Here is a 26,660-nt window from a genome sequence, read left to right as displayed (position 1 = left end):
ATGAGCCTAACGCCACCACACGTTGAAGACTCTTCTTGTTTGTAAGTCAAGTATACCATAGTTACTTACAGAATACAAATCCGCCCTTCCCCGACAAAACGACGTCGTTCCGACTAGACTTTTGGTGGGGAATTTGCCTAATTCGAAATATACGAAAAGAGCACGGTGTGCCCCGAATAAACATCATGAAATGCCGTTTGTGAGGAGCATGCCGTGCTCTTATATGTATAAGGGTTAACCCCACCAAAGATTAGGAGGAACAGCTAGTGCATTCATCCATTTCTAAGGATTGGTTACGGATATAGTAAATTGTTTTAATGCCTTGTTTATACGCTTCCACATATAAATCTAGAATTTCTTTTGCTTTCATTTGTGGCGTAATGTACAAATTGAAAGACTGTGCTTGGTCGATATGGCGTTGACGGATACCGCAAGCCTTGATAGACCATTGTTGATCAATCGTGTGGGCTTCTTTGTAGAACCACATAGTTTCGTTGCTCAAATCAGGTGCTGTTTTAGGTGTAAAGCTACCTTTTTTCTCTTCAATGAAGAATTTTTTGAAGATAGGATCGATACCAGCTGTGGTATTAGCAATGTTGGATGTACTGCCTGTTGGAGCGATAGCCATTAAGTAACCGTTACGGATACCGTATTTTGCCACATCTGCTCGCAGTTGTTGCCATCTTTCAGAGGTATATCCACGGCGTTCAAAATATTCCCCCGTTTCCCATTGAGAACCTTTGAAAGCAGGGTAAGCACCTTTTTCTTTCGCCAATTCCATGGATGCCTTGATGGCAGCGTAGGCAATATTTTCAAACAATGTATCAGCCACAGCCAAATGCTCATCGCTTTCCCATTGTACTTTATGTTTCACCAAGTAGTGGTGGTAACCGCTAGTGCCTAAGCCGATAGCGCGATATTTTTCACTAGTTACGCGTGTTTCAGGCACAGGGAATTGGTTGATAGTAATAACGTTGTCTAACATACGGACTTGTAAGGCGATATTTTCTTCCAATTCTTCATCAGAGGTTTGACCTAGGTTGATAGAGTTCAAGTTACACGTTACCATGTCACCTGCTTTTGTGCGAGTCACGATGGATCCATCGTCTTGGATAATTTCTTCATCTAAATCGGTGAAACCAACGTTTTGTGCGATTTCATGACACAAGTTGGACGCATAAATCATACCTGCATGCTTATTAGGGTTCGCACGGTTCGTCGTATCTCGGAAGAAGATGAAAGGTGTACCAGTTTCTACAGCAGAACGCATAATTTTTTTCATCATATCCAAAGCACTGACTTCGATGCCGTGTAAATCTGGGCTAGCTTCACAAGCTAAATATTTTTCCGTGAATGCTTTATTCGTATCGTCATCGTAATAGTCTTCTAATTGGAAGCCCATCACACGAGATACTTCATGTGGATCGAATAAAGTGAAGTGCTCACGGTTGATAACACGTTCCATGAAAATATCTGGTACAGATAGAGCAGGGAAAATGTCGTGTGCCTTACGGCGATCGTCACCATTGTTCGTACGAAGTTCAACAAATTCGTAGAAGTCTTTGTGCCATACATCAAGTGTTACCGTAGCACCACCTTTACGTTTCCCCAATTGGTCTACCGCAACGGCTGTATCGTTGTATAAACGAATCCAAGGGATGACACCGCCAGAAGAATTTTTATAGCCACGGATGTCGGAGTTCAAGGCCCGTACTTTACCAAGATAAATACCAAGAGCGCCACCATGCTTAGATACACGGGAGAACTTTGCGTTCACATCGTAAATGGACCATAGATTATCCTCTACACCAGAAATAAAACAAGAGCTTAGTTGATGGAATGGTGTGCCTGCATTAGCCAATGTTGGAGTAGCAGTAGTCATCTTTAACTCGCTCATTAAGTCATAGAATTTTTTCGCGTAGTGTACCTTTTTGTCGCCTTCAATGACAGCTAAATGCATAGCGATAGCCATGAAACGCTCTTGTGGAAGTTCGTAAATTTCTTTGTTGAAGCCTTTCACTAGATAGCGGTCTGCCAATAGTTTAATACCTTCATAGTTAAACAAGTAGTCACGTTTTGGCTTGATATAGTCGCCAAGTTCTTCTAATTCAGCTTCTGTATATTGTGTTAAGAAAAAGTCTGCATAACGACCAGCAGCGACTAAGGTTTTTACTAAATCAGTGAAGTTACCATACCCAAAGGCTTTGTATTTACGGTTAATAGCAGCTTCTTTGTATAAATCGAATAAGTATAGACGAGCAGCCACGAATTGCCAATCTTGGTTCATGCGGTTTACCATGTTGCCAAAACCATCGTCTACTTTTTGGATGACTTTCTCGATGGCAGTTTGAACAAGAGTTTGTTGAATTTGTTTCGTAGTCATGCCGTCCACGAATTGTAACTTACAATCCATTTCTAGTTCGATAGGATCACAAGAGTCTAAGCCTAAACAAGCAAAGGCAACCATTTTCTTTGTTTTTTCTACCGACAATGGCTCATAATGGCCATCCCGTTTCTTGATCATAATGCTCATGAGAGTCTCCTTTTTCTGACGATGTAGTTTTTGTACCTGTTGTAAAGATTATCCACATATATTGAATATATGTGAAAGCATATCCGTTTGACATATGTATTAGGCCTTGACCATAAAAGGACTCCCATTTACGAATCGCAAATGAGAGTGCATAGATATGTTTTCACACGGACTCAATATCAATATATTGTATAGAGATAAAGTGCTTTGACACAACATCTTCTAAAATTATACTATATCAGTCATTTTTTCACAACGCCCTCAGCATGTCAAAAATGCATACCATAATGAGGAAAAGATACTTTACAAAATAAAGAGAATGAAAAATTTCGTCGTTTTTGTATAAGATAGTTTGTAATGGGTACTTTCAGAAAAAGAAAATGGAAAAAAATAGATATGACTTGTATTCGAGGTGTGATAAAAATCAATATATTGTAATATGAGTTTTGGTAATCTTAATAATGCAAAATAAATATATAAAAGAAAGAAAATAAATTATGAGAAAAACTATCACATAATAAAAATGAGTAATTTTAGAAATAGTAAGAGGAAATTATTTCTAAAGAAACTTTTAATAATGACAAAAAATTATATAACCTAAAAAATTGTGTAATAACAAGATAGTTGGGGGAAAAGATAAAAGTACACTGTATAAGTATAAATTGAATGAGAATTACCTTGAAAATAGTATATTGTTATATACTTACTTACACCCTGTGAAAAACGTTATCAAAACCGCTTAATCCCTTGTAAAAAGGGGGTTTTTAAGGGCTGCTGTGACAATTGTAACACTTTGGAATACCGTATATAATAAGGCTATAGATTGATGCATATATCAGTCATATATGCAGTTAAACATAGTTCCTTATTTTAAGAACAGTATGTAAGAGGTATAGTTCAAAATAAGACAAGTGTTTTTGAGGAGGTACGTATGGAACAATATGATGTTCTCGTAGTAGGTAGTGGTGGAGCAGGCCAACGAGCTGCTTTAGAAGCTGCACGACGTGATGGTTTGCGTGTAGCATTAATCACAAAAATTTTCCCAACACGTTCTGCCACAGCAATGGCACAAGGTGGTGTTAATGCGGCGTTAAATAACGTAGCAAAAGAAGACTCCACAGAAGTTCACACATTCGATACTGTAAAAGGTTCTGACTATCTTGGCGACCAAGATGCTATCGAATTCTTCTGTCAACGTTGCCCAGAAGGCGTATTAGAAATGGATTTCATGGGAACTCCTTTCTCTCGTACAGACGAAGGTAAAATCGCACAACGTAACTTTGGTGGACAATCCTATCCACGTACATGCTACAGTGCGGATAAAACTGGTCACGTAATTCTTCATACAACATATGAACAATGTCTTAAAGAAGGCGTACATTTCTTACAAGAATGGTACCTATTAGATATCGTTGTAAAAGACGGTAAAGCTGGTGGTGCTATTATCTGGAATATGAAAAAAGGTAAAGTAGAAATTATCAAAGCTAAATCCATCGTATTATCCACTGGTGGTGCTGGCCGTGTATTCTGGACTCGTACAACTAACCCATTCCTTTCTACTGGTGACGGCATGGCAGTAGCTTTCCGCGCTGGTGTAGGCTTAAAAGATATGGAAATGATCCAATTCCATCCAACTGGTCTTGGTAAAACTGGTATCTTGATGTCCGAAGCTGTTCGTGGTGAAGGCGGATACTTGTTAAACGTTGAGGGCGAACGTTTCATGAAAAAATACGCTCCTAACAAAATGGAATTAGCGTCTCGTGACGTTGTAGCAAAAGCAATCGAAGATGAAATCGCAGCTGGTCGTGGTTTCAATGGTTCTGGCCTTGATGCATACGTAGTAGCTGACCTTCGTCACTTAGGACCTGAAGTTATCATCGAAAAACTTCATGGTATCCGTGACTTGGCTCTTTGCTTTGAACATTGCGATCCTTTAACAGATCCAGTGCCAATTCGTCCTACTTGCCATTACATCATGGGCGGTATCGACGTAGTTGACTACAAAACTTGTGCAACAGAAATCCCTGGTATCTTCGCATCTGGTGAAGCATCTTGTATCTCTATCCATGGTGCTAACCGTTTAGGTGGTAACTCCTTAGCTGACGGCGTTGTATTTGGTAAAGTATCTGGTGCAGGTGCTGCTGATTATGCACAAGCTAGTGCATTTGCAGATTGCGATGCTGAATTGAAAGCAAAAGCTGATGAGTGGGAAGCTAAATTCGTTGAAGTTACATCCCGTACATCTGGTCGTCCAGTAGCTGAAATTCGTGATGAATTAGCTGTGGCGATGTGGAATAAAGTAGGTATCTTCCGTAACGAAGCAGGTATCACAGAAGCTCTTGAAGTGATCGATCGTTTGACAGAAGAATATGAAACTTGCTATGTAGGTGACTCTAACCGTACTTATAATATGGCATTCGTAAACTACGTAGAAATCAAATCTATGTTGACAGTTGCGAAAGCTATCGCTTTGGGCGCTTTACATCGTAAAGAATCTCGTGGCGCTCACGTTCGTGAAGAATTCCCTAAACGTGATGATTCCCAATACTTAAAACACGCTATTTGGAAACTTGGCGAAAATGGCGAATACGTAATGTCCGAACGCGATGTAGTGTTCACTAAATACGAACCACAAGAAAGGAAGTACTAAGATGAGACAAATTACTTATCATATCCACCGCTTTAACGAAGGCCGCGCGTATGTACAGTCTTATACTTTCGATTATGAAGCAGACCGTACTATCCTTTGGGGCTTACAAAAAATTAAAGATACATTAGATCCAACATTAACTTTCGTAGCAGCTTGCCGTTCTGCAGTATGTGGCGCTTGCTCCGTGAAAGTTAACGGTCAAGCAATGCTTGGTTGTGAAGCTAAAATTGATGAAATTACAGAACGTTTCGGTTCTGATGAAATCACAGTAGCTCCAATCGGTAACTTTGATGTAATCCGTGACTTAGTAGTTGACTGGGAAGCAAAAGTTAGCCGCTTGAAAGAAGTAGCTCCTTGGATTTTCGTAAAACCAGAATTCACTACTAAAACTGGTACACGCCAATCTGCTGCAGACTTCAAAAAATTCGTTATGAACACAGAATGTATCCTTTGCGGATGCTGTGCTTCCGAATGTAATAAATTGTCTGCTAACCGTGAAGACTTCTTGGATCCATATGTATATACAAAAGCTAATCGTTTTGTAATGGATTCCCGTGATGTGTCCCCAATGGCACATACCACACCAGCTTTCAATCATGGCTTGTGGAAATGTGTGCATTGTATGAACTGTATCACTCGTTGTCCAAAACATTTGAAACCAGAAAAAGATATTTCCAACCTTCGCCGTGTAGCGACACAAGCAGGCTTGTCCAATAAAGGTACTCGTCATGCTATCGCGTTCAAACAAGACTTGTTAAAAACTGGTCGCCTAAACGAAGTAACAATGAGCTTGAAAACAGACGGATTATTGGATTCCGCAAAACAAGGTCTATACGCTCTTCGTTTATGGAAACATGGCAAAATCAATCCATTCGAATTGGTAGTTCCTCATAAACCAGTGAATGGTATTGAAGGTGTTCGTACAATCGGTCGTGCAGTAGAGGAGGCTGGAAAATAATGAAATACGGATTTTTCCCAGGTTGCGTATTAGAAGGCGCATCTAAAGAAGACTACTTAGCAACCGTTGCAGTAGCGAAAAAATTAGGTATCGAAATCCAAGAATTAGATGGATGGACTTGCTGCGGCGCATCTCATGTTCAAGATATTGATCCATTATTGACTCTTTCCACTAATGCTCGTAACATTGCGTTAGCTGAAAAAGAAGGCTTAGATATTCTTACAGTTTGTAACACTTGTACTTTAATGCTTCGTGAAGCTAAAAAAGAGCTTGATGACCATGAAGTAACTCGCCAAAAAGTTAATAACATTCTTGGCGAAGCTGGTATGAGCTACAAAGGTACTAGCGAAGTAACACATTTCTTGTGGGTACTTATCCGCGAATATGGTTTAGATAATTTGAAAGCAAAAGTGGTTCGTCCATTGACTGGTCTTCGTGTTGCTGAATATTATGGTTGCCATATCCTTCGTCCAGAAGAAGAAATGGGCTTCGAAGATATGCAAATCCCAACAAGCTTGGCAGATTTGATTACAGCATTAGGTGCTACTCCAATCGATTTCTCCCGTAAATTAGATTGCTGTGGTTTCCATGCAGTATATCCTGCACATGATTCTGTAATGCAAATGACTGGTTCTATCAATGCTGATGCGCAAAAAGAAGGTGCTGATTGTGTCGTAACACCATGCCCACTTTGCCAAATGCAATTGGATATGTTCCAAAAAGAAGCAAAAGCAACTGTTCCAATGAATGGTGATATGCCTATCATCCACATGAGCCAATTAATTGGCCTTGCATTGGGTTGCACTCCAGCAGAAATGGGTATGACAGATCGTCACTTGGCAAGCACTGCTTCCTTGAACCGTTTCTTATAATCAGAAATACAATCGTATTACACAAACTTACAACAGGTTGTCCCTCGGGACAACCTGTTTTTTTCGTGCTCATGGAAGCCTTATATTGTAATTGTACATGTCTAACTGTGGCTTATAGGACAAACTGAGTTGGTTTTAATAGGGGTGATCCTGTTTAAATACTGGCTTCGTTGCATGTTAAAGTTGTTTTAAAAACGTTGAGGTCGGATATAATGAGATGTATTTCCTAGTGGTAAACCAAGTCAAATACAGGGGGTATTGTGTAGTAATCTTTTTAAAATATAGTAAATTACTATAACTATTGTAAGATTAATATACCGAACATATATATTGAAAATATAGAACAAATATGCTACCATACTAGTGTGGAGGAGGGATAGTATGGCAGTGTATATGTGTTTAGATTTGAAGAGTTTTTATGCTTCTGTGGAGTGTGCAGATTTGGGGGTAGATCCCTTTACAACTCCATTAGTTGTGGCCGATGCATCACGTGGGCTAGGGGCGATTACACTAGCTATTTCTCCGGCATTAAAGCAATTAGGCGTCAAGAACCGATGTCGGTTGTTTGAGATTCCCTCCACTATTGAGTATATGGCAGTAAAGCCTAGGATGCGACGATATATGGAAGTATCTGCCTCTATTTATAGCGTCTTATTGGACTATGTGGCACCAGAAGATATTCATGTATACTCTATTGATGAGTATTTTATTGATGTGACTCCATATAGCCGATTGTATAAGAAAACATGGCGAGAACTAGCATTGCTCCTCAAATATAAGATATTAGAACAGACTCATATTCATGCTACAGTTGGATTAGGAACTAATTTGTTTTTAGCTAAGGTAGCTCTCGATATGTTGGCCAAGCATGCGCCACAGGGAATTGGTATTCTTAATGAGAAGTTATTTAAAGAAAAAATATGGCATCATCAACCGATTACAGATATTTGGCAAATCGGAAGGGGAATCGCAAACCGGTTACATAAGTATGGTGTAGTGGATTTACATGGTATTACGACTGTGCCTGAGGAACGCTGGTATAAGGAATTTGGGATTAATGCGGAGCTACTCATTGACCATGCTTGGGGGCGTGAGACGTGCACTATGAAAGAGATTCATGCCTATCGACCAGCGAAACACTCTTTGTCGAGAGGGCAAATTTTACTGAGGAATTATACTTACGAAGAGTGTTTTGTGCCTCTTCGGGAGATGGTGGAATCTTTATTGTTGGAACTGATTGCAGAGAAAGCGCTGACAAAATATATTTCCTTAGGGGTGCGGTATGCAGATAGAATGGTGAAAGGTACCGGTGGATCACGACGATTATCGAAGTATACGTGCTCCTTAGAGGGACTTTCACAGGCAGTATTGGAACTGTATAAAAAAACTACTCACCCTCATCAAGAGATTCGGCAGTTATCGGTGGGATTTGATGATTTGGTTAGTCGTGAGGCGGTACCTTGGGAAGAAGATTTGTTTTCTACGTCTCAGGATAGAGAAGAAAAAGCATACCAAGTGGAGCGGACTGTATTGTCGATTAAGGAAAAGTTTGGCGGTAATTCCATACTTCGTGCTAGCAGTTTGCAAGAAGAGGGGACCATGCAGTTTCGTAACACCTTGGTGGGAGGGCATAATGCAACATAAACGACCGAAGATGACATTGTTACAGAGGGCTAAACAATTTATGCCCTTTGCTGCATTGAAAGGATTTCAAGAGTTATTGGAGGAAACTGCACGATATAAAGAGAATCGTAAAGAACTTTCAGAGGAGCAATTGGAAGTATTGGATACACAGTGTAAGGGGCTAGTGATAGGGGACGTAGTTAGTGTAGTCTATTACAATGGACGAGTTTATGATACGGTGCAAGGGCGATTACAACAGATTGATACAGTGTATCGAACGATGACGGTAGGAGATGTGCTTGTACCTATGTCTCATATTATGCGGGTTACCATCATCGGTTGAGTATTGACCATTTTTGTAAATCATGTAGAATGGTACATATAAGCTATGTGCTAGATATGCGAGCCATAGCGAACACATGAGAACAGGATGGACATAATGAAACAAAAACGATATAGAACCTATGGGTGGTGGGCTATAGGATTGAGTCTAATCTTGGCTTTGCTAGGGTTAGGCTGGAATATGTATGTGAAATATACAACGCCGGTGACGAAATATGTGGTAGAAGCAGGCGATTTTGAATTGCAAATCCCTAAGTTAGGCACAACTAGTACAACTATCTCTTTAGCTTGGAATCCAGTAAATGATGAACGATTGGTGGGATATGATATTTACGTTAATCAAGAAAAAGTGAAAGAAATTCGTCCTAGTGCAAAGGACGTATCTATCATTCCTAGAATAGAGTTGAAGGGACTAGAATCTGATACAGTATACTTAGTGCAAGTAAAAGCTGTGGATGATACGGGCTCTACCTTGTCTGATTCTTCCAAGATACCAGTCAAAACATTACCTCAAGAACCGCGTTTAGAGGCTACCGCCTATGGCGCAGTAGGAGATGGAATCACGGACAATACGTTAGCGTTACAAAAAGCGATACGTGATACCCCAGCGGGAGGTATCTTACATATTAGTAAAGGTGTATATCTCACAGGAACGCTATTCTTGCACAGTTATATGACCTTAGAATTAGATGAGGATGCTGTACTGATGGCGGTTAATAATAGCTCTGCCTTTGTGAAACCTAATTATGTGGTGACAGGAGGTACGCCATATTTAGGACTTTTACAGTTAGAAGGCGATGAGCAAGGACCTATCGAAAACGTTGTCATTCGTGGTGGTACTATTGATGGATATGGATGGAAAGAAGACCTTTTACAAGAGGAGAATACACCTGAAGCGGATGCAGTGACGCAAGATGTGCTTGATCATACTGGTTTGTTAAGTAAGTCGGAAGTACAAGCTGCTATGCGTAGAGGGGCTAGTTATGAAAAAGGTAATTCTACACGGTCTTCTTTAGTGGTTATCCATCATGGTAAGGATATTTTTCTGAAAAATACGGTGTTAAAAAATGCATCAGCTCATATGGTGGAGGCCACACAAGTGGATCAACTAAGCATCCAAGAGGTGCGTATGGAAGGTAGACACAGTGGTGATGGCTTACATTGGGATGGTGTAGGGTTACTGATACAGAATCTTGTGATGGAACGTATGCAACAAGGGATTGTGGTATTAGCAGGACACCCTGTAGGATCCAGTGTAACGGAGCAGTGGAATGCGTACAATTTACAGATTCGTCATAGTCGTGTAGGCATTGTTTTTGCTAATACAGGAAATACTTGGATTCAACATATGTATTTACAAGGATTGACTATGGAAGATGTACTACTTGCTATGCGTGTTCGTGAGACTACAACCATAGGAGGCGGCATTCGTGATATTGTGGTACGAGATACTCAACTGCGAGGGATTACACAACAAATAGATATAGGAAACAGACGAAATAGTCCTACAGAATGGATTCATACTACTGTAGAGCCCCTAAATTAACAAATAATAAAGGAGAGTTGATGTATCAACTCTCCTTTATTGTAAGTGTTTTATTTCTTGAGATTAGATTTGTTTTTGTAATGGATTGTAGAATAATCCCTGTGTTTTTTTGCGACGCTTATTAGGTACGTAGACCTGTAAAAACTTAGGCAATACTTCTAAGTCTACTGGTGCATCAGGTCCGATATCGCCATCCATGTTGGTGGACGCATCCATGGTGTCACACACTTCGATGCGAGCTTGTTTGACTTTTAATATGGTTACATATTTTGAATTATAAATAGAACCACTTAGAATGAGTGGCAAGATGAAGAATAGGTTCATGATGAAGTATTCTTTGAAAATAATAATACGCATATACCCATCATCTACGGAAGCAGTAGGCATAAAATGTTCAAAGCTAGATACCACATTGGTCAATAAGGCGATGACTAATGGGGACATAAATTCTTGGGTCCCTTCTTCAGTAGTGATGCGGAATTTATAATCCTTGGTTGTAAATAAAGCTTGTCCACCTTTGGCAAAGTAGGCTAAGGGGCCCAGTAATTGTTTTTCTTTTGGAGTGACGGAGGCCACAACCTCAGGGATGACCCCAATGGCGATATTGTTGCAAAAAAACGAATCGTTACAACGACCTACATCGACATGGCGGATGGTACTATTTTTTAAGCCGTGAATAGCTTCTAATGGTTGTAAGGGAATACCCAGAGCACGACTCATATCGTTGACAGTGCCAAGGGGAATGAAACCGAATTTGGAGCGACAGCCAGCTTTCACAATACCGTTGACAGTTTCATTGATGGTGCCATCACCGCCCATGCAAAAGATGGCATCGAACCCTTCGTTGGAGGCTTCGATGGCGAAGCGGGTAGCATCGCCGGATTGTCGGGTAAATTTTACTTCTAAGCGATCAAAGAGAGCGCTTAGTTGCCATTGTAGTTCCATTACGTATCGGCGAGCCCGACCTCCGCCTGATACAGGGTTTATAATAATTAGACAACGACTCATGGTTGATTCCTATGTTAAACATAAATATAGTAGTTATTACTATTATAGCATAGGAAATTTAATTGTGGGAAAGGGTTGTTTCTGTAGATTTCATTGATTTTTAGGACCTACTTCACGTATAATGAAAGAAATGTGTTACGTATGCCAGACTAGGTGAAAATATAGAAAAGTAACATCCTGGAGGGGGATTCGATGGATAAGACGGAAGAGTATCGTTTGCATAGTATTGACTCAATTGGGCGACTGCCGTTGAGTGAGCAAGTATATATGTCGCTAAAGCAAGCTATTTTAACGGGTTCTTTAAAGCCAAAAATGAAATTAAGTGAAGTGCGTATTGCAGAGCAATTAAATGTGAGTGCCACACCGGTACGTGAAGCATTTCGTAAATTAGCGAAAGATAATTTGGTGGTTATCAAGCCATGGAAAGGTGTGACGGTAAAAGGTTATTCTCCAGAAGAGATTGTAGCCATGTATCAATGTCGTGAAGTAATGGAAGGCTTGGGTGCTAGACTTTGTGCAGAACGATGCACAGAGGAGCAACTAGTAGAGTTACAAGAAGTGTGCGATGCAGGGATTCACACGGAAGATCCAGAAGAACGGGTAGCTATTAATAGTCGCTTTCATACGTTAATTGCAGAATTTTCTGGAAATGATCGTGTAGCAGATTATCTAGCAGATTTTCGGGAAATGGTCAATCGCGATATGTACATCAGTACATCAGATAAAACTCGAACAATCTCTTGTGACCTAGAACATCAACAAATTATGGAAGCTATCCATGATCGCAATGGACAGATGGCAGAAAAACGAATGCGAGCTCATGTACGGAATGCGTTTGTATTTAAAAAGGCTCATGCAGAGTTATTAGCAAAACAGAAAGAGAAGTAAATATCCTATTGAAAGAATATTAATAGGCTATAATATAAATATTTTATAATGTTATATGTAAAAAATATATAAAAAAGCTTTGAATTTATGGTTCATGTGTTTACTTTTAAAGTATCATTTGCTATAATAACTCAGGCAAAGGGTTCACACTACCTTTGCTAGATAAAGATCTCTCTCTTTATCTACCTAACTTACAATAGGGAAGGGTTTATCTTATACCTTCCCAGGTAAAAGACCCTACTTTTACCGAAGGGGCGCCCCCCATTGCCCCAACAAAACATTTGAAGCTATTTCAAATGTTCTCTCTCTTTTTTCTCAAATACAAAGACCTCGGCTGTATTCTCTTGGCCGAGGTTTTTGTATTTTTTGCTTATAGGGAATGTCTATATATAGAGAGCATTATATATGTTTAGAAAATAGATGTATAAATAGTCTTTAAGTGGCGCAAAAATAGTTTATAAATATAGGGAATATGATTGATGAAAAACGGTAAAAATGCTATTATTAAAGATGAACTTTGAGAGATTGATGTGTATCGAAAACACTTAATAAATAACAGTCTTTCTGTGGTCCTATATTACAATCCTAAGGAGGGTGAATCTCTTGCAAAAACGTAAAGATTTTATCTGGAAAATGGGCGGTCAGCAAGGTGAAGGTATTGAAAGCTGTGGCGAAATTTTAGCTACTATTCTTGCCAAAGAAGGTTATTCCTTGTACAGCCAACGTTTGTTTGCATCTCGTATCAAAGGTGGTCATACAACATTTGCATTACGTATCGCATTAGAACAAATTATGACAGTAGGCGAGCATATCGATTTCTTGGTAGCGCTTGACCAAGAAACTGTAGATATGCACGGTAAAGAAGTACGTGAAGGTGGCTTTATCATTTGCGATAGCAAAGTAAATCCTAATTTTGAAGCTTTCACAGGCACAGGTGTGACTTGTTTGGCCTTGCCAATTTCTGAAACGGCATTACAACAAGGTTCCTTGTTGATGCGTAACATCGTAGCATTGGGGATGTCTGTTGCCTTATTAGGCTTTGAAACAGAATTATTCTTAACAGCCATTAAAGCTCGCTTTGCGAAAAAATCCGAAGATATTATTAACAAAAACTTACAAGCATTCCAATTGGGTTATGATCTTGTAAAAGAACAATTGGGTGATGTAGAAGTAGATACATTGGACAAACCAACACCAAAAGATCAAATGTTCTTACTTGGTAATGAAGCCTTAGCATTAGGTGCGATTGCAGCGGGATCCCGTTTTATGGCGTCCTACCCAATTACACCGGCTTCTGAAGTAATGGAATACATGATTAAGAAAATGGATAAAGTTGGTTCTACTGTGGTACAAACAGAAGATGAGATTGCGGCATGTATGATGGCTATGGGTGGTGTATACGCTGGTGTTCGTGGCTTTACATGTACATCTGGCCCTGGCTTGAGCTTGATGGCGGAGTCTTTATCCATGGCATCTATGGCTGAATTGCCAATGCTTATCATCGATGTACAACGTTCTGGCCCATCTACAGGCATGGCTACAAAAGTAGAAACATCCGATATCGATGCAGCTTGCTACAATGCGCATGGCGATTATTCCAATATCGTTATCGCACCTACAAGCATTGAAGAATGTTTCTACGAAATTCAACATGCCTTCAACTTGGCAGAACAATACCAATGTCCAGTTATTTTCATGCCTGATTTACAACAAGGCTTGAATAAACAATCTGTACCAACATTCGATTTGAACCGTGTTGGTATTGAACGTGGTAATTTGATGAAAGAAGAAGAGTTGCCAGCATTGGAAAATCCTAAATATTTCAAACGTTTTGAAATTACTGAAAGTGGTATTTCCCCTCGTACTATCCCAGGTATGAAAAATGGTCTATTCTTGTCTACTGGTCTAGAGCATAACGAAGAAGGTAAACCAGCAGAAGCACCTTCTATGCACGTGGCACAAACAGATAAACGTTTCCGTAAATTATCTACAGTAGCAGATGTATATGAACCATTCTTAAACAATGCAAAACATGAGGAAGCAGATGTTCTTGTCATCGGTATTAACTCTAGCCGTGGTGCTATTGAAGAAGCTGTGGTGGAATTAGAGGCAGAAGGCCATAAAGTGAACCATTTACAACTTCGCTTGATTAAACCATTCCCGAAAGAACAATTGCTACCATTCTATAACAGTGCTAAAAAAGTTGTGATCTGCGAACAAAATGCTACAGGTCAATTGACTAACTTATTCCGCATCAACATGCCGAATAAAGAAAAACTTTCTAGTTGCTTAAAATATGATGGTAATCCATTTACAACATCTTATGTAAAAGCGGCAATTAAGGAGGTTTTATAATGGCTACAGCAAATGAATATAGAAATGATATCCGCCCTAACTGGTGTCCAGGTTGTGGTCATTATGGGGTACAAGCAGCCATCGCTGATGCAGTAGCTGCTCTTGATATTGCGCCTGAAAAATTGGCTGTTATCTCTGGTATCGGTTGTTCTAGCCGTATCGGTGGTTACTTCTATGCCTATGGTGCGCATACTACACATGGTCGTGCACTTCCTTATGCACAAGGTGTGAAATTAGCAAATGAAGATATGAACGTTGTGGTTTGTGGTGGTGACGGTGATGCCTTTGCTATCGGTATGGGTCATACGATCCATGCGTTCAAACGTAATGTAAATATTACGTATGTGGTTATGGATAACCATGTATATGGTTTAACCAAAGGTCAAACATCTCCTCGTTCTGACGTGGGTTTTGTGACAAAAACGTCTCCACATGGTTCTTTTGAAAGTCCATTGCCAATCTGTGAAACAGCCATTGCTTCTGGTGCTACTTTCGTAGCACAAAGTTACATGGTAAACCGTGCACAATTGGTGGATTTAATTAAACAAGGTATGCAACACGAAGGATTCTCTTTCATTAACGTGTTCAGCCCTTGCGTAACGTACAATAAACAAAATGGCTATGATTACTTCAAAGATAATCTGGTAAACTTGCCAGAAGGTTACGATCCAACAAACCGTGCAGAAGCATTTGCTATGTTAGGTGAAACCAATGGTCTTGTAACAGGCTTGATTTATCAAGATACAACAAAACCATCCTTTGAACAAGCATTATATGCTGCCAACGGTGGTCCACATGCGCGTGCATTAGTACATGATGTGGTGAAACCAGATGCAGAGATGTTTGCATCTCTTTGCAACGAGTTTAAATAGAAACAACATATCTCGTTTGAGGATATGAAATGTGGCGAAAAGCCGTACAACTTCAGAAAACTGCCCTACGCGAAAGTTTTCTTGAAGTTATACGGCTTTTTTTGCATTATCGTATTGTGTGGCGAGATATGTTGTTTCTACTGGGGGGACTCGAGGGGGAGGGAAAAGCCGCAGCGCTTCTGAAAACTGGGTGAAAGTTTTCAGTAAGCATTACGGCTTTTCTTGAGGGGGATGTTGTTAGAGTCTGTGATATGTTTGCCATATTTATTTTATAGTTTGTGAATTTTTGCTATACTGTAGATGTTACCTCCCCGATACTGGTGACAGGAAGGGGGTGAACCAATGGACTTCTTAATCAGCTTTACAATCTCTGTTATGGCAGGAATAGTTAGTTATTATTTTTGCAAATGGCTAGACAGGAGATTTAAGGGTAACTAGCCTAATATGGAGGTAGCTCTCCAAAAAAAGCAGAAACCCCACAGCTGCAACTGTGGGGTTTCGTTGTCCCAATGGAACTTAATCAACTTGTTGGTTATAGTATATCATAAATAAAGAGAATTGTCATCTAAAAAAGTAGAACCTCCACAGTAGCCGCTGTGGGGGTTCTTTGTTTCGATGGAAACACTCAACCTATATGTCTGTAGTATAGCACAAGTCAAGAAGGCTGTCATATACATATTAAACTTCTTTTTGAGGTATATGTACAATATATGCCGAAGGTTTAGATTAGTATAGTCTATAAGTTTAGTTGCTTTCAAAACCTCAATTGTATTGTTATAATGAGAGTATATTGAAATGAGGAGTGATAATTAGATGAAATCTGTTTTATATACAATGATGATAGCGGCGTTTTTAAATCCCTTTGTATCGAGTTCTCTCACGATGTCTTTTCCAGATATGATGCAAGAGTTTGGGGCTACTACGAATGATATGGCATGGGTGGTGGAATCTTTTTTACTGTGCTGTACAGTGGCGGTGATTCCTGCTGGTAAGCTAGCGGACATCTATGGAAAGCGCAAGCTATTTTATGTAGGTAGTATTGTATTTACGATGATATCTGGGTTTATGTGCTTTGTTGGCTCAGTAGAGATGCTGACGGTGTATCGAGCCTTGCAAGGAATTGCCTTAGGGGTTGTATATACTACGTCTATGTCTATTTTGACTTTATCGGTACCATTAGAACGGCGTGGTTACGCATTTGGTATGATCGGAGGTATGGTCTATTTGGGGTTATCCTTGGGGCCGGCCGTAGGTGGATTTCTAAATTATTATTATGGTTGGCGCAGTATTTTTGTGTTTACTACCTTACTAGGTGTTGTAGCAAATGTGATGGCTTTTCGCTCTTTGCATGAGGAATGGGTACATACACCAGATAGTAGTATTTCTACGAGAAGTTTACTTTTATACGCCTTGGGTATCAGTGCAGTAATGATTGGTATTATGGAATGGGTTCGATTTTGGTGGAGTGCCTATGCTGTGGGAGCTGGTATACTAGCATTATGCCTATTAGGTTATGTGGAGTGGAATAGTAAAGATCCACTCATACCAGTTAGAATGTTCTTGTCTAATATAGTATTTACGATGTCCAGTATAGCTGCGATGATGAACTTTAGTGCCACCTTTGGTGTAGGTTTTGTATTATCTTTATTTTTACAAATGATTATGGGATTTGATTCTCGTATGACAGGATTGATTTTGTGCATACAAACCGGAATTATGGTGTTCTTAGCACCACGGATGGGAGCTTTGTCTGATCGATATAATCCCGCAGTATTTGCTCGTTGGGGCATGGTACTCATCGGTGTAGGTTTACTAGCTATGGCGTATGGCACTTTCACTGAAAGCATGACAATCATTATGGTGAGCTTAGCTGTTGTTGGTATTGGAGTTAGTTGCTTTGCACCGCCGAATAATAATCTAATTATGAGTTCTGTACCGAAAGAGTACATTGGTTTTGCATCGTCTACCATTTCCACAGTGCGGCTATTGGGGCAGACATTGAGTATGGCACTTATAGGGATTATTCTTGCGTATACAATAGAAGGAAGAACGGCGCTACAAATGATGGAGTATAACAGTACTATTGCATTAGTTGTGTTTGGTATTATTTGCTTGGTTGGGGCGATTCCTGCTGGATGGAATAAAAAGAGTATATAATGCAAATGTACTTGATTATGGTTTTTTCATCATGAGATAACGAATAGTAGTGCATAGAGATTGATTAGAACAGCCATGTTGTTTCTAAAAACTTTCACGTAGGGTAGTTTTTAGAAGTGATGTGGCTGTTCTTGCCATGTGCTAGTTTGATATAGTAAGAGAGTTGATAGAGTGGTTTCTGCTGCTAAGTGGTTGTTAACTATTAGTTGACAACCACTTTATACTTGTGGGATCACGAACTAATAGCTGACAGTTGGCCCTGATTTTTGTATAATAATAAAGTAATATAGAATGCCCTAAGGGGATGTACAATGGATAATAAAATATTTCTATAAGGAAATGGGTTAGATAAAGGAGTTATAGTATGATTAATCGCTACACTCGTGAAGAGATGGGACATATTTGGAGCGAACGCAATGAGTTCGATACGATGTTATTAGTTGAAATTTTGGCATCGGAAGCGCAGGCAGAATTGGGGATTATCCCAAAAGAAGCGGCCGTAGCGATTCGTGAAAAAGGGGACTTTCAAGTAGAACGGATTCGTGAGATTGAACGAGAAACGAATCATGACATTATTTCCTTTGTCACTGCTGTAGGCGAATACGTAGGACCTGAGTTTGCGAAATACATTCATCTTGGTTTAACGTCCACAGATGTAAAAGATACGGCCTTGGGATACATGATGAAACAAGCTTGCGACTTGTTGTTAAAAGGCTTGCGTAATTTCCGTGAGGTCCTAGCTCGCCGTGCGGTAGAGTTCAAGTATACGCCGATGATTGGACGTACGCATGGTATTCATGGGGAACCGATTACATTTGGTGTGAAACTGGTGAACTGGATGTCTGAAATTGATCGTGACATTGCTCGTTTAGAACAGGCTCGTCAATCTGTAGCGGTAGGTAAATTGTCTGGAGCTGTAGGAACATACTCTAATATTGATCCATTTGTGGAACAATATGTATGTGAAAAATTGGGCCTAGAACCAGTGAAAGTAGCTACACAGGTGGTATCTCGTGACCGTCATGCAGAATTGTTGTCTATGATTGCGGTTATCGGCGGTACCTTGGATCGTATCGCTTTGGAAATTCGTCACTTACAACGTACAGAAGTGCGTGAAGCGGAAGAGTATTTCAGTCCAAAACAAAAAGGGTCCTCTGCGATGCCGCATAAACGGAACCCTATTACTTGTGAAAGAATTTGTGGTCTAGCACGTATCTTGCGGGGGCATGCACAAGCAGCCTTTGAAGACCAAGCTTTGTGGCATGAGCGCGATATTTCTCACAGCTCTGTAGAACGTGTGATTTTGCCAGATGCGACAATTACATTAGATTATATGATTCATCTAGCCACTCGTACGATAGATAAATTATTGGTATATCCTGAAAATATGATGAAAAACTTGAACTTAACAGGTGGCCTTGTATTTAGCCAAACGATTTTAACGCATTTGGTGGATAAAGGGGCTGTTCGTGATGAAGCCTATCGTTGGGTACAACGTCACGCCATGGCTCGTTGGTTAGAAGGTAAAGACTTTGCAACAGGATTAAAATCTGATCCAGAGATTGCAAAATACCTAAGTGCAGAAGAAATTGATGCCTGCTTTGATCCAACACCATTGTTACGTCATGTAGATACCATTATGGCTCGCTTTGGATTATAATAAGGGATGCGGGTATATAATTAGAATAGTAAAACTAAGCATTGACTTCAACATGTTATCAAACAAAAAAAAGGACGGTGGCTGCCGTCCTTTTTTACGTTCTACTTCTTGTACTACCCAGTATCCTCTGTGGTAACAAGCAAACGCGTTCACAATGCACAAGCATTCCCAATTGATTATTATTTAATGACGAAGGATATTACTGTTGACTAAATATCTTAGCAAATTTTATTCATGATGTCCTTTTGATGAGAAACGTAAAACTATAAAAAAAGAAACATAAGTGAGGATACTTTGTTATACCTGAAATCAGTTATATATCATGTATCTCACTTATGTTTCTTTTTATTTTCTTATAGTTACATTTTAGACAGCTCTTATATGCAAGAAACTGAACATAGTATACCTTTATTCTACAGTGGTGTCTTTTGTAATCACATAGTAGTCAATAGGGAATACTTTCACATTTTTTACTCGTTTTGTTGTTACTACATTGGCACTTGGATAGTATAAGAAATAACCAGCGCTATCTTCAAGCAACATATTTTGAATATCCTTAACAATCGCTGTGCGTTCTTCTTCGTTAAATGTGGTTGTCATTTTATTAATTAACTCATCAACCTTCGGATTCGAATAGTCGCCACGATTGGATTTGGCACCACTTTTGAAAGCTAGGCTAAGGAACCAATATGGATCATTTGTGGACATTGTTACCCAGTTTGTTTCTCCCATATCAAAACCATTAGGAGCTAAAGTTAGTAATTCATCAGGACCTTGTACACGTTTTAATTCGACTTCAACACCAGCTCGTTTTAAATCATCTTGAAGTTTTTCGTAAACGCTACTATCTTTACCAAAAAGAGCTAACACTAAGTGTAATGGTTTGCCATCTTTCATGTAGGTATCACCTTGTTTTGTGTAACCAGCTTGTTTTAGTAATTCATCTGCTTTAGCTAAATCTTTATGTTGTTTATTTTTTAGCTCGTCAGAGCCTAGGTTGGCTGTTGGAGGGAATGGCGCACCTCCAGTAACGGCACCATTACCGATTACTTTTGCTAATGCATCATAATCGATCATATTTGCGATAGCTGCTCGTACGGTCGGATTTGATAATACATTGCCCTCTCGGACATTCAACTGTAGCATATATGTGCGAACCCCTGCGGACTCAATGATGTTATAATCACTCTTTTCAAATAAACTTCGATTAGCACTATCTACCTTTTGGATCATATCTACATCTTTAGACTGTAGAGCCATAGCACGTTTATTATTATCTTCTAGATCTTTAACTGTTAAAGAATCTAAAGCAGGTGTTCCACCCCAGTATTCTTTGAACTGCGCCAACTGAATTTCTTCTTTTTTTGTATGTTTTACAATTTTGTAAGGACCAGTCAAAATTGGCGCATTATCCATATCTGTTGTACCTTGTACATCTACGATGACAAAAGCAGGTTCAGTTAAACTAGCTAGTAAATCAACATTTGGCTCTGTTGTTTTAATAATTAGATTTTGACCATCCACTGTAATAGAGTCTATCTTTACAGCTTCTTTGGAACGCTTGCTTTCGGCGATTGTGCGTTCAAGAGATGCTTTTACCGCCGTAGGTGTCATCATAGAACCATTATGGAATTTTACATTTTCTCGAATATGGAATTTCCATGTTAAAGGATCTACCACTTCCCAGGAATCGGCTAACTGAGGTTCGAATTTCATATCTGAACTTACCGTTGCCAACGTTTCACCCGCACCGATTCGTGTCAATGTCCACGCATCCCATTCATGTGTAGGGTTCAATGTTTCACCAAACCAATATAAACCAAGATTCAAATGCTTGCCAGTTTTGCTTGATTCATTAGAACCACAGCCAGCAATTAAACCGATAGCAACAAACAGCGTCATTGCTAGTGCAACCCATTTTTTCATATATCCTCCTTATAAAAAACTTAATAATAACTATATTATACTGTATTTTTCTATAAAAGACAATGATTCTCATAAAAGCGGATATATATTGGAAGTGTATAAGTTGCTAAATGCCTTTGTAATTATATATTTAATCATAATATCACGGATAAATTAAATTTTGATATTTACAAAGAAAGGCCCTATCCTATATACTTTAAGAGAAAATATATAAAGGAAAGGTGGATTGATATGGTACGAATATTATTATATAAATTGGCATCTATGGTAGGTGTATTATTGGCAGTCACATTGGGAACGTTTCTCTTAATGCAAATGTCTTCTGTAGATCCAGTGTCGGCACGGTTTTATCTGCAAGGTATGACGCCAGACCCCACTATAGTGGAACAAATTCGACAAGAGTTAGGCCTTAATGATCCTTGGTATATACAATATGGTCGTTGGTTGTGGCAAATGTTACATGGAGATTTTGGGCAGTCTATCTTCCTGAATGTGCCCGTTGTAGATTTGTTGCAAAGTGCTTTGCCAAGGACCCTATCCTTGGTGGCGGTTTCCATTGGTTTAGGCAGTATCCTATCGATAGGTTTAGGAGGACTGGCAGCGCATTATAAAGATACTTGGATCGATTATGTGGTGCGTATAGTATCCTTTCTAGCATTGGCAGTACCAGCATTTTGGGTAGGATTGTTGTTATTATATGCGCTAGCTGTGAAGATTCCTATTTTCTCTGTGACAAATACGAAGGGGTTAAGTGCTTACGTGTTGCCGAGTATTACCTTGGCGATTTGGTTTTGTGGCTTATACATTCGTCGCGTTCGCAATGCAGTGGTGCAGGCGTATGCATCGTTACCGGTGATAGGAGCAAAAACGATGGGTATACGTACTGCATATATCTATCGTGATTACATCATTCCTCAAGTGCGCCTTGTGCTGTTATCCATGTTAGGGATTACGACCGGCGCTATGTTGGGCGGTTCTGCAGTGATTGAAACGGTATTTTCTGTCAAAGGGATGGGCCAACTCATGGTGCATGGTATTATTAGTCGTGATTATATTGTGATTCAAAGTTATATCGTATGGATTTCTCTAGTCTATGTGGTGGTCAATACATCAGTGGATATATGGATGTACTTACTTCATCCTGAAAGAAGATATGGAGGGCGCCCATGATTCGTTTATGGAAACAAGATAAGCTACTCTTAGGGGCCATTTTACTGACTATACTTTGGATGGGACTCTTTCTATTTGGTTCTCAGTTAGCTCCCTTTGACCCTAATGAAACAAATTTAGGGGCTAGATTACAAGATATAAGTGCAACGCATTTACTAGGCACGGACCAATTGGGGCGTGATGTACTTTCACGGATATTATGGGGCGGACAAGATTCGTTGTTCATAGCCATATCCATCATTGCCATTAGCAGTATCATTGGCATTTGTATCGGTGGTTTGCTAAGTATGAGTCCTTGGTATATTGATGAATTGGGATCACGTTGTATCGATATGTTACTAGGGTTTCCTAGCATGATCGTGGCCATTGCCTGCATCGGTATATTGGGGCCGTCTGTGGAAAATATTATTATTTCACTGTGCCTAACTCGTTGGGCAGAATACGCAAAGATTACGCGGAACTTGGTGAATTTGGAAAAACAAGCACAATATGTGGTTGTAGCACGTATGTCTGGGGCTTCCTTGTGGCGCATTATCCGTCGCTACATGATTCCCAATCTTCGAGGGACTCTATTATTGGTCATCATTCAACATATGGGGGACACGATTATTACGGTGGCAAGCTTTTCCTTGATCGGCATTGGCGTACAACCGCCTACACCAGAATGGGGTGCTATCTTGCTGAATGCTCGAGATTTCTTGCAAACAGCGCCTTGGCTGTTGATCTATCCAGGGTTAGCAATTTTTATCACTGTTGTGTTATTAAATTACATTAGTGATGCCTTACAAGATGGTAGGCATGTGTAAAGGGCGAAATATTAGCCCCAATTTGATTCTTATGTAATGACAAAGGATAGTACCATTGACTAATACAGATTTAGTAAGCGTAGACAATTTATCCGTCTCTTACGATGGAGTAAAGGTCGTGAAAGAGGTATCTTTCACGTTAAAACAGAATGAAACCTTTGCCATCATTGGTGAAAGTGGGTCCGGAAAATCTACTGTAGCGAAAGCTCTCTTAGGTTTGTTAGAACAGGCAGACCTAACGGGAGCCATCCACTATGGGGGAGATAATTTGCTCACTTATGGACCTAAGGAATGGCAAGGTGTACGTGGTGTACATATAGCCATGATTTACCAAAATCCAGGTAATTATTTAAACCCATTCAAACGCATTGGGGAGCAGATGAAAGTAATCTTAGACTCCCATGGAAAGGCCTACGATGAAGGTGATATTTTGAACCTGCTAGAGGCTGTTTCCTTACCACGAGGAAAGGCATTGCTTGAGTCCTATCCATTTCAACTGAGTGGGGGCATGCAACAGCGTGTGGCCATCGTTATGAGTTTACTCATACATCCACAACTACTTATTGCAGATGAACCGACTAGTGCTCTTGATGTATTGGTGCAACAGGATATTGTGAAAGTCCTAGAAGAGGTGCAACAGCGGTTGCAGAATACGTTGCTGTTTATCACACACAATATTCAGATCGCCCGTAGATTGGCGGATCGCGTAGGTATTATGCATGAAGGTGTGTTAGTTGAAATCGGTAAGACCGAAGAGGTTTTATCGAATCCGCAACATGAATATACGAAACTACTTTTACAGTCCTTGCAGGAGGTGAAAGTATGATACTAGAAGTTCAGGGCGTCAGCAAACTATATACCCGCAAAGGGGAAACGGTGACAGCACTGCAAGATGTGAGTTTGTCCGTGCAAGAACGAGAGCGCATCGGAATTGCAGGTGGCAGTGGATCTGGTAAAAGTACCTTATTGCGATTGCTATCCTTGCAAGAAGAGCCAACTTCAGGGAACCTTTCTTTGTTTGGAAAATCTGTTTCCCAATGGAAAGGAAATGAGAGAGAGCTCTATCGTTCCTTGCAAGTGATGTTCCAAAACTCCTTTCACAGCATTAGCCCTCGCATGGCAGTAGGTGAATTTATGCTAGAGCCTTGCGTGAATTTTGGGATAGGCACAAAACAAGAGGCGAAAGAGCGCTGTGAATGGTGGCTTTCAAAGGTGGGATTGGATGCATCGGTGTGGAAGAAATACCGTCATGAATTGAGCGGAGGCCAGTTACAGCGATTGGTTTTAGCCCGCATGATGGCAGTCGGCGCTGAGCTTGTCTTATTTGATGAGCCGACGAGCGCCCTCGATGTGTGCAATCAAGCACGGGTCATCGAACTGATTCAAAACGTTTACGAAGAGCAACCGTTTACCTATGTGTTCGTCAGCCATGACCTAGGCGTTTTGCAAACTCTCACGGATCGTATTATTGTGATGAAAGAAGGTACGATTGTAGAAACCTTGGCATCAAAAGATTTGGGATTGGCAACGCATCCGTATACAAAACAATTATTGGCAGCTAGCCGTGGGTAAATGGCTGTGTCCATGACATAAGAAAGACCGCAACAGTTTCTTAGTGGAGAAAGTGTTGCGGTTTTTTGTGTTGTATGGGTTTAACCCAATTGCATCTACATAAAAATTGCCTTGCTGATAGGGTGAATCGTAAGAATCCTTACAGGGTGTGAATGTAATATTGTGGTTAGTGATAGCATGAATCGTAAAAAAATAGTATAATTGTATTTTAGAATATACGATACAAGTGATATAGAAGAAGATAGGGAGGAACGAATGAAAGAAATCAAAGATGTGTCGAAACTGAGTTATACCCATGTGCAGGGTGGTCAGTTTCGTTGGATAACGGTGAGTACCATCATGCTAGCTTTGGGAACGATTTTACATGCTGTATCCCCAAGTGTGGCAGGGGTCACACCGAACTGGACTATAGCTACTTATTGTGTAGCTATCAACTTAACGCGTCCAACCCTTAGACAAAGTTTAGGTATTGGTTTGGTAGCGGCCTTGATTAATGTATTCACGTCAAAATCGGCATTGCCATATGGTAACCTGATTAGTGAGCCTTTGGGGGCTTTCACTTGTGCCGTGTTAGTGCATTATATTTCTAATTTGAAAATTGGTAGGCTAAATGTAATGCCGATTTTAAGTGCTTTCATCAGTACTGTAGCATCTGGTGGAGCTTTTATTACTTGCTTATATCTCGTGTTAGGATTGCCTAGCAATGTGTATTGGAATGCTATGTGGCCATTGGTGTTGATGGTATCCCTTTGTAATGCGGTAGTGGCACCATTCTTGTACATTCCAGCGCAAAAATTATTGGCTCGTCAAACTGTGAAAGGGCAAGAATTGACGGACAGCAGTGATCACAGTGATTTACATATTGTACCGTCTGTGAAAGCACCGATTGTAATCGAGCATATGAGTTATCGCTATGGGAATCAAACGCAGTATGCCGTGAAAGATATTAACTTAGTGGTGAACGAAGGAGATTTCCTTGTCATTACAGGCCCAGCAGGCTGTGGTAAATCTACCATTTGCATGGCTATGGCAGGAGCTGTACCGAAGTTCTATGGTGGTACCATGGAAGGCATGGTATTCATCAATGGAAAAGCAGTGACGCAATTAGAAATTCCAGATGTAGCAGATGATATCGGTATCGTCTTAGCTGACTATGATACACAACTAGTGACCATGACAGTGGCAGAGGAAGTAGCCTTTGCCCTTGAAAATCGTGGCTATACAGCGGAGGCGATTCAAGAGCGTACAGCCATCGTGTTAGAACAAGTAGGCTTAACTGGATTGGAAGACCGCAATGTGTACAGCTTGTCTGGGGGGCAACGTCAGCGGTTGGCCATTGCCTCTGTGTTAGCTGTAAACCCATCTATTTTAGTGTTAGATGAACCGACTAGCTCTTTAGATCCAGAAGGCACAGAAGAATTATATCGCTTAGTAGGTTCCTTGAATCGTGACCATGGTATTACTGTTGTGGTTATTGACCACGATTTACACGCTGTCTTACCGTACGCAAATCGTATGGTATTAATCGATGGTGGGGAGCTAAAAATCGACAGCTCTGTAGAAGATGTATTGTCTTATATGTATGATACGAACACATACGTAGATGCATTGCCATCCTTATTTGTGACCTATAAATCCTTAGCAGCAAAAGGGATTGATTTAGATACACCATGGTTGTCTTTAGCATCTGCGCAGTCTAGTCTTATGAAAGGAGAACGCTAA

At 40.1% G+C, this 26,660-nt stretch carries 20 protein-coding genes; 16 read left to right on the top strand and 4 right to left on the bottom strand.

Features of this window, described 5'->3' with window-relative positions; genetic code table 11:
- Positions 1–250: 250 nt before the first annotated feature.
- Positions 251–2,533 (bottom strand): ribonucleoside-diphosphate reductase subunit alpha, encoded by a 2,283-nt coding sequence (locus EO113_RS04790; RefSeq protein ID WP_127061870.1) that lies wholly within the window; start codon positions 2,531–2,533, stop codon positions 251–253.
- Positions 2,496–2,627, bottom strand: a complete 132-nt coding sequence (locus EO113_RS08290; RefSeq protein ID WP_255416898.1) for a hypothetical protein — start codon at positions 2,625–2,627, stop codon at positions 2,496–2,498. Before EO113_RS08290 ends, EO113_RS04790 begins: the two co-directional genes overlap by 38 nt.
- A gap of 837 nt (positions 2,628–3,464) precedes the next feature.
- Between EO113_RS08290 and EO113_RS04785 the strand changes: the two genes are divergently transcribed.
- The 6 genes from EO113_RS04785 (at position 3,465) to EO113_RS04760 (ending at position 10,524) form a co-directional block, all read left to right on the top strand.
- Entirely contained in the window at positions 3,465–5,183 is a 1,719-nt protein-coding gene (locus EO113_RS04785; RefSeq protein ID WP_126940927.1) for an FAD-binding protein, read from the top strand.
- A 1-nt stretch (position 5,184) separates the two neighbouring features.
- Entirely contained in the window at positions 5,185–6,141 is a 957-nt protein-coding gene (locus tag EO113_RS04780; RefSeq protein ID WP_062401129.1) for a succinate dehydrogenase/fumarate reductase iron-sulfur subunit, read from the top strand.
- Positions 6,141–7,013: a CoB--CoM heterodisulfide reductase iron-sulfur subunit B family protein gene (locus EO113_RS04775; RefSeq protein ID WP_062401127.1), complete on the top strand. Its 873-nt coding sequence runs from the start codon at positions 6,141–6,143 to the stop codon at positions 7,011–7,013. The genes EO113_RS04780 and EO113_RS04775 overlap by 1 nt, the downstream gene beginning before the upstream one ends.
- Positions 7,014–7,394: 381 nt before the next feature.
- Positions 7,395–8,657: a DNA repair protein gene (locus tag EO113_RS04770; RefSeq protein ID WP_126940929.1), complete on the top strand. Its 1,263-nt coding sequence runs from the start codon at positions 7,395–7,397 to the stop codon at positions 8,655–8,657.
- The gene (locus tag EO113_RS04765) at positions 8,647–8,979 is read left to right on the top strand and encodes a hypothetical protein (RefSeq protein WP_240629062.1); all 333 of its coding nucleotides are present in this window, start codon (positions 8,647–8,649) and stop codon (positions 8,977–8,979) included. The genes EO113_RS04770 and EO113_RS04765 overlap by 11 nt, the downstream gene beginning before the upstream one ends.
- A 96-nt stretch (positions 8,980–9,075) precedes the next feature.
- Positions 9,076–10,524: a glycosyl hydrolase family 28-related protein gene (locus tag EO113_RS04760; RefSeq protein ID WP_164726324.1), complete on the top strand. Its 1,449-nt coding sequence runs from the start codon at positions 9,076–9,078 to the stop codon at positions 10,522–10,524.
- A gap of 63 nt (positions 10,525–10,587) precedes the next feature.
- Here EO113_RS04760 and EO113_RS04755 read toward each other — a convergent pair whose 3' ends face one another.
- On the bottom strand, positions 10,588–11,532 hold the full coding sequence (locus EO113_RS04755; RefSeq protein WP_126940931.1) for a diacylglycerol kinase family protein: 945 nt from the start codon (positions 11,530–11,532) through the stop codon (positions 10,588–10,590).
- 192 nt (positions 11,533–11,724) lie between these two features.
- Between EO113_RS04755 and EO113_RS04750 the strand changes: the two genes are divergently transcribed.
- From EO113_RS04750 to purB, 5 genes are all read left to right on the top strand, one after another.
- Positions 11,725–12,420 carry a GntR family transcriptional regulator gene (locus tag EO113_RS04750; RefSeq protein WP_127135675.1) on the top strand — a complete coding sequence of 232 codons (696 nt, stop codon included), beginning with the start codon at positions 11,725–11,727 and terminating at the stop codon, positions 12,418–12,420.
- 603 nt (positions 12,421–13,023) lie between these two features.
- A complete protein-coding gene (locus EO113_RS04745; RefSeq protein ID WP_009352980.1) occupies positions 13,024–14,775 on the top strand; it encodes a 2-oxoacid:acceptor oxidoreductase subunit alpha in 1,752 nt (583 codons plus the stop codon).
- Complete coding sequence (locus EO113_RS04740; RefSeq protein ID WP_009352915.1) at positions 14,775–15,647, top strand: 2-oxoacid:ferredoxin oxidoreductase subunit beta; 873 nt, start codon at positions 14,775–14,777, stop codon at positions 15,645–15,647. The genes EO113_RS04745 and EO113_RS04740 overlap by 1 nt, the downstream gene beginning before the upstream one ends.
- A gap of 813 nt (positions 15,648–16,460) precedes the next feature.
- Positions 16,461–17,804 (top strand): MFS transporter, encoded by a 1,344-nt coding sequence (locus tag EO113_RS04735; RefSeq protein ID WP_127135674.1) that lies wholly within the window; start codon positions 16,461–16,463, stop codon positions 17,802–17,804.
- A gap of 364 nt (positions 17,805–18,168) precedes the next feature.
- Positions 18,169–19,464 (top strand): adenylosuccinate lyase, encoded by a 1,296-nt coding sequence (gene purB / locus EO113_RS04730; RefSeq protein WP_127009602.1) that lies wholly within the window; start codon positions 18,169–18,171, stop codon positions 19,462–19,464.
- 408 nt (positions 19,465–19,872) lie between these two features.
- On the opposite strand, the gene EO113_RS04725 is transcribed toward purB, so the two are convergent.
- Positions 19,873–21,390, bottom strand: a complete 1,518-nt coding sequence (locus EO113_RS04725; protein ID WP_127135673.1) for an ABC transporter substrate-binding protein — start codon at positions 21,388–21,390, stop codon at positions 19,873–19,875.
- Between the two features lie 231 nt (positions 21,391–21,621).
- Here EO113_RS04725 and EO113_RS04720 point away from each other — a divergent pair, with 231 nt between their 5' ends.
- The 5 genes from EO113_RS04720 (at position 21,622) to EO113_RS04700 (ending at position 26,660) form a co-directional block, all read left to right on the top strand.
- Positions 21,622–22,560, top strand: a complete 939-nt coding sequence (locus EO113_RS04720) for an ABC transporter permease (RefSeq protein WP_127135672.1) — start codon at positions 21,622–21,624, stop codon at positions 22,558–22,560.
- Positions 22,557–23,366, top strand: a complete 810-nt coding sequence (locus tag EO113_RS04715; protein ID WP_009352911.1) for an ABC transporter permease — start codon at positions 22,557–22,559, stop codon at positions 23,364–23,366. Before EO113_RS04720 ends, EO113_RS04715 begins: the two co-directional genes overlap by 4 nt.
- 118 nt (positions 23,367–23,484) lie before the next feature.
- A complete protein-coding gene (locus EO113_RS04710; RefSeq protein WP_240633665.1) occupies positions 23,485–24,192 on the top strand; it encodes an ABC transporter ATP-binding protein in 708 nt (235 codons plus the stop codon).
- Positions 24,192–24,938, top strand: a complete 747-nt coding sequence (locus EO113_RS04705; RefSeq protein WP_164726331.1) for an ATP-binding cassette domain-containing protein — start codon at positions 24,192–24,194, stop codon at positions 24,936–24,938. The genes EO113_RS04710 and EO113_RS04705 overlap by 1 nt, the downstream gene beginning before the upstream one ends.
- Before the next feature lie 255 nt (positions 24,939–25,193).
- Entirely contained in the window at positions 25,194–26,660 is a 1,467-nt protein-coding gene (locus EO113_RS04700) for an energy-coupling factor ABC transporter ATP-binding protein (protein WP_127135669.1), read from the top strand.

Source organism: Veillonella sp. 3913 (assembly GCF_003992235.1).
Lineage (GTDB): Bacteria > Bacillota > Negativicutes > Veillonellales > Veillonellaceae > F0422.
Note: the sequence above shows the minus strand (reverse complement) of the source record. Positions and strands in the feature narration are given on the sequence as shown.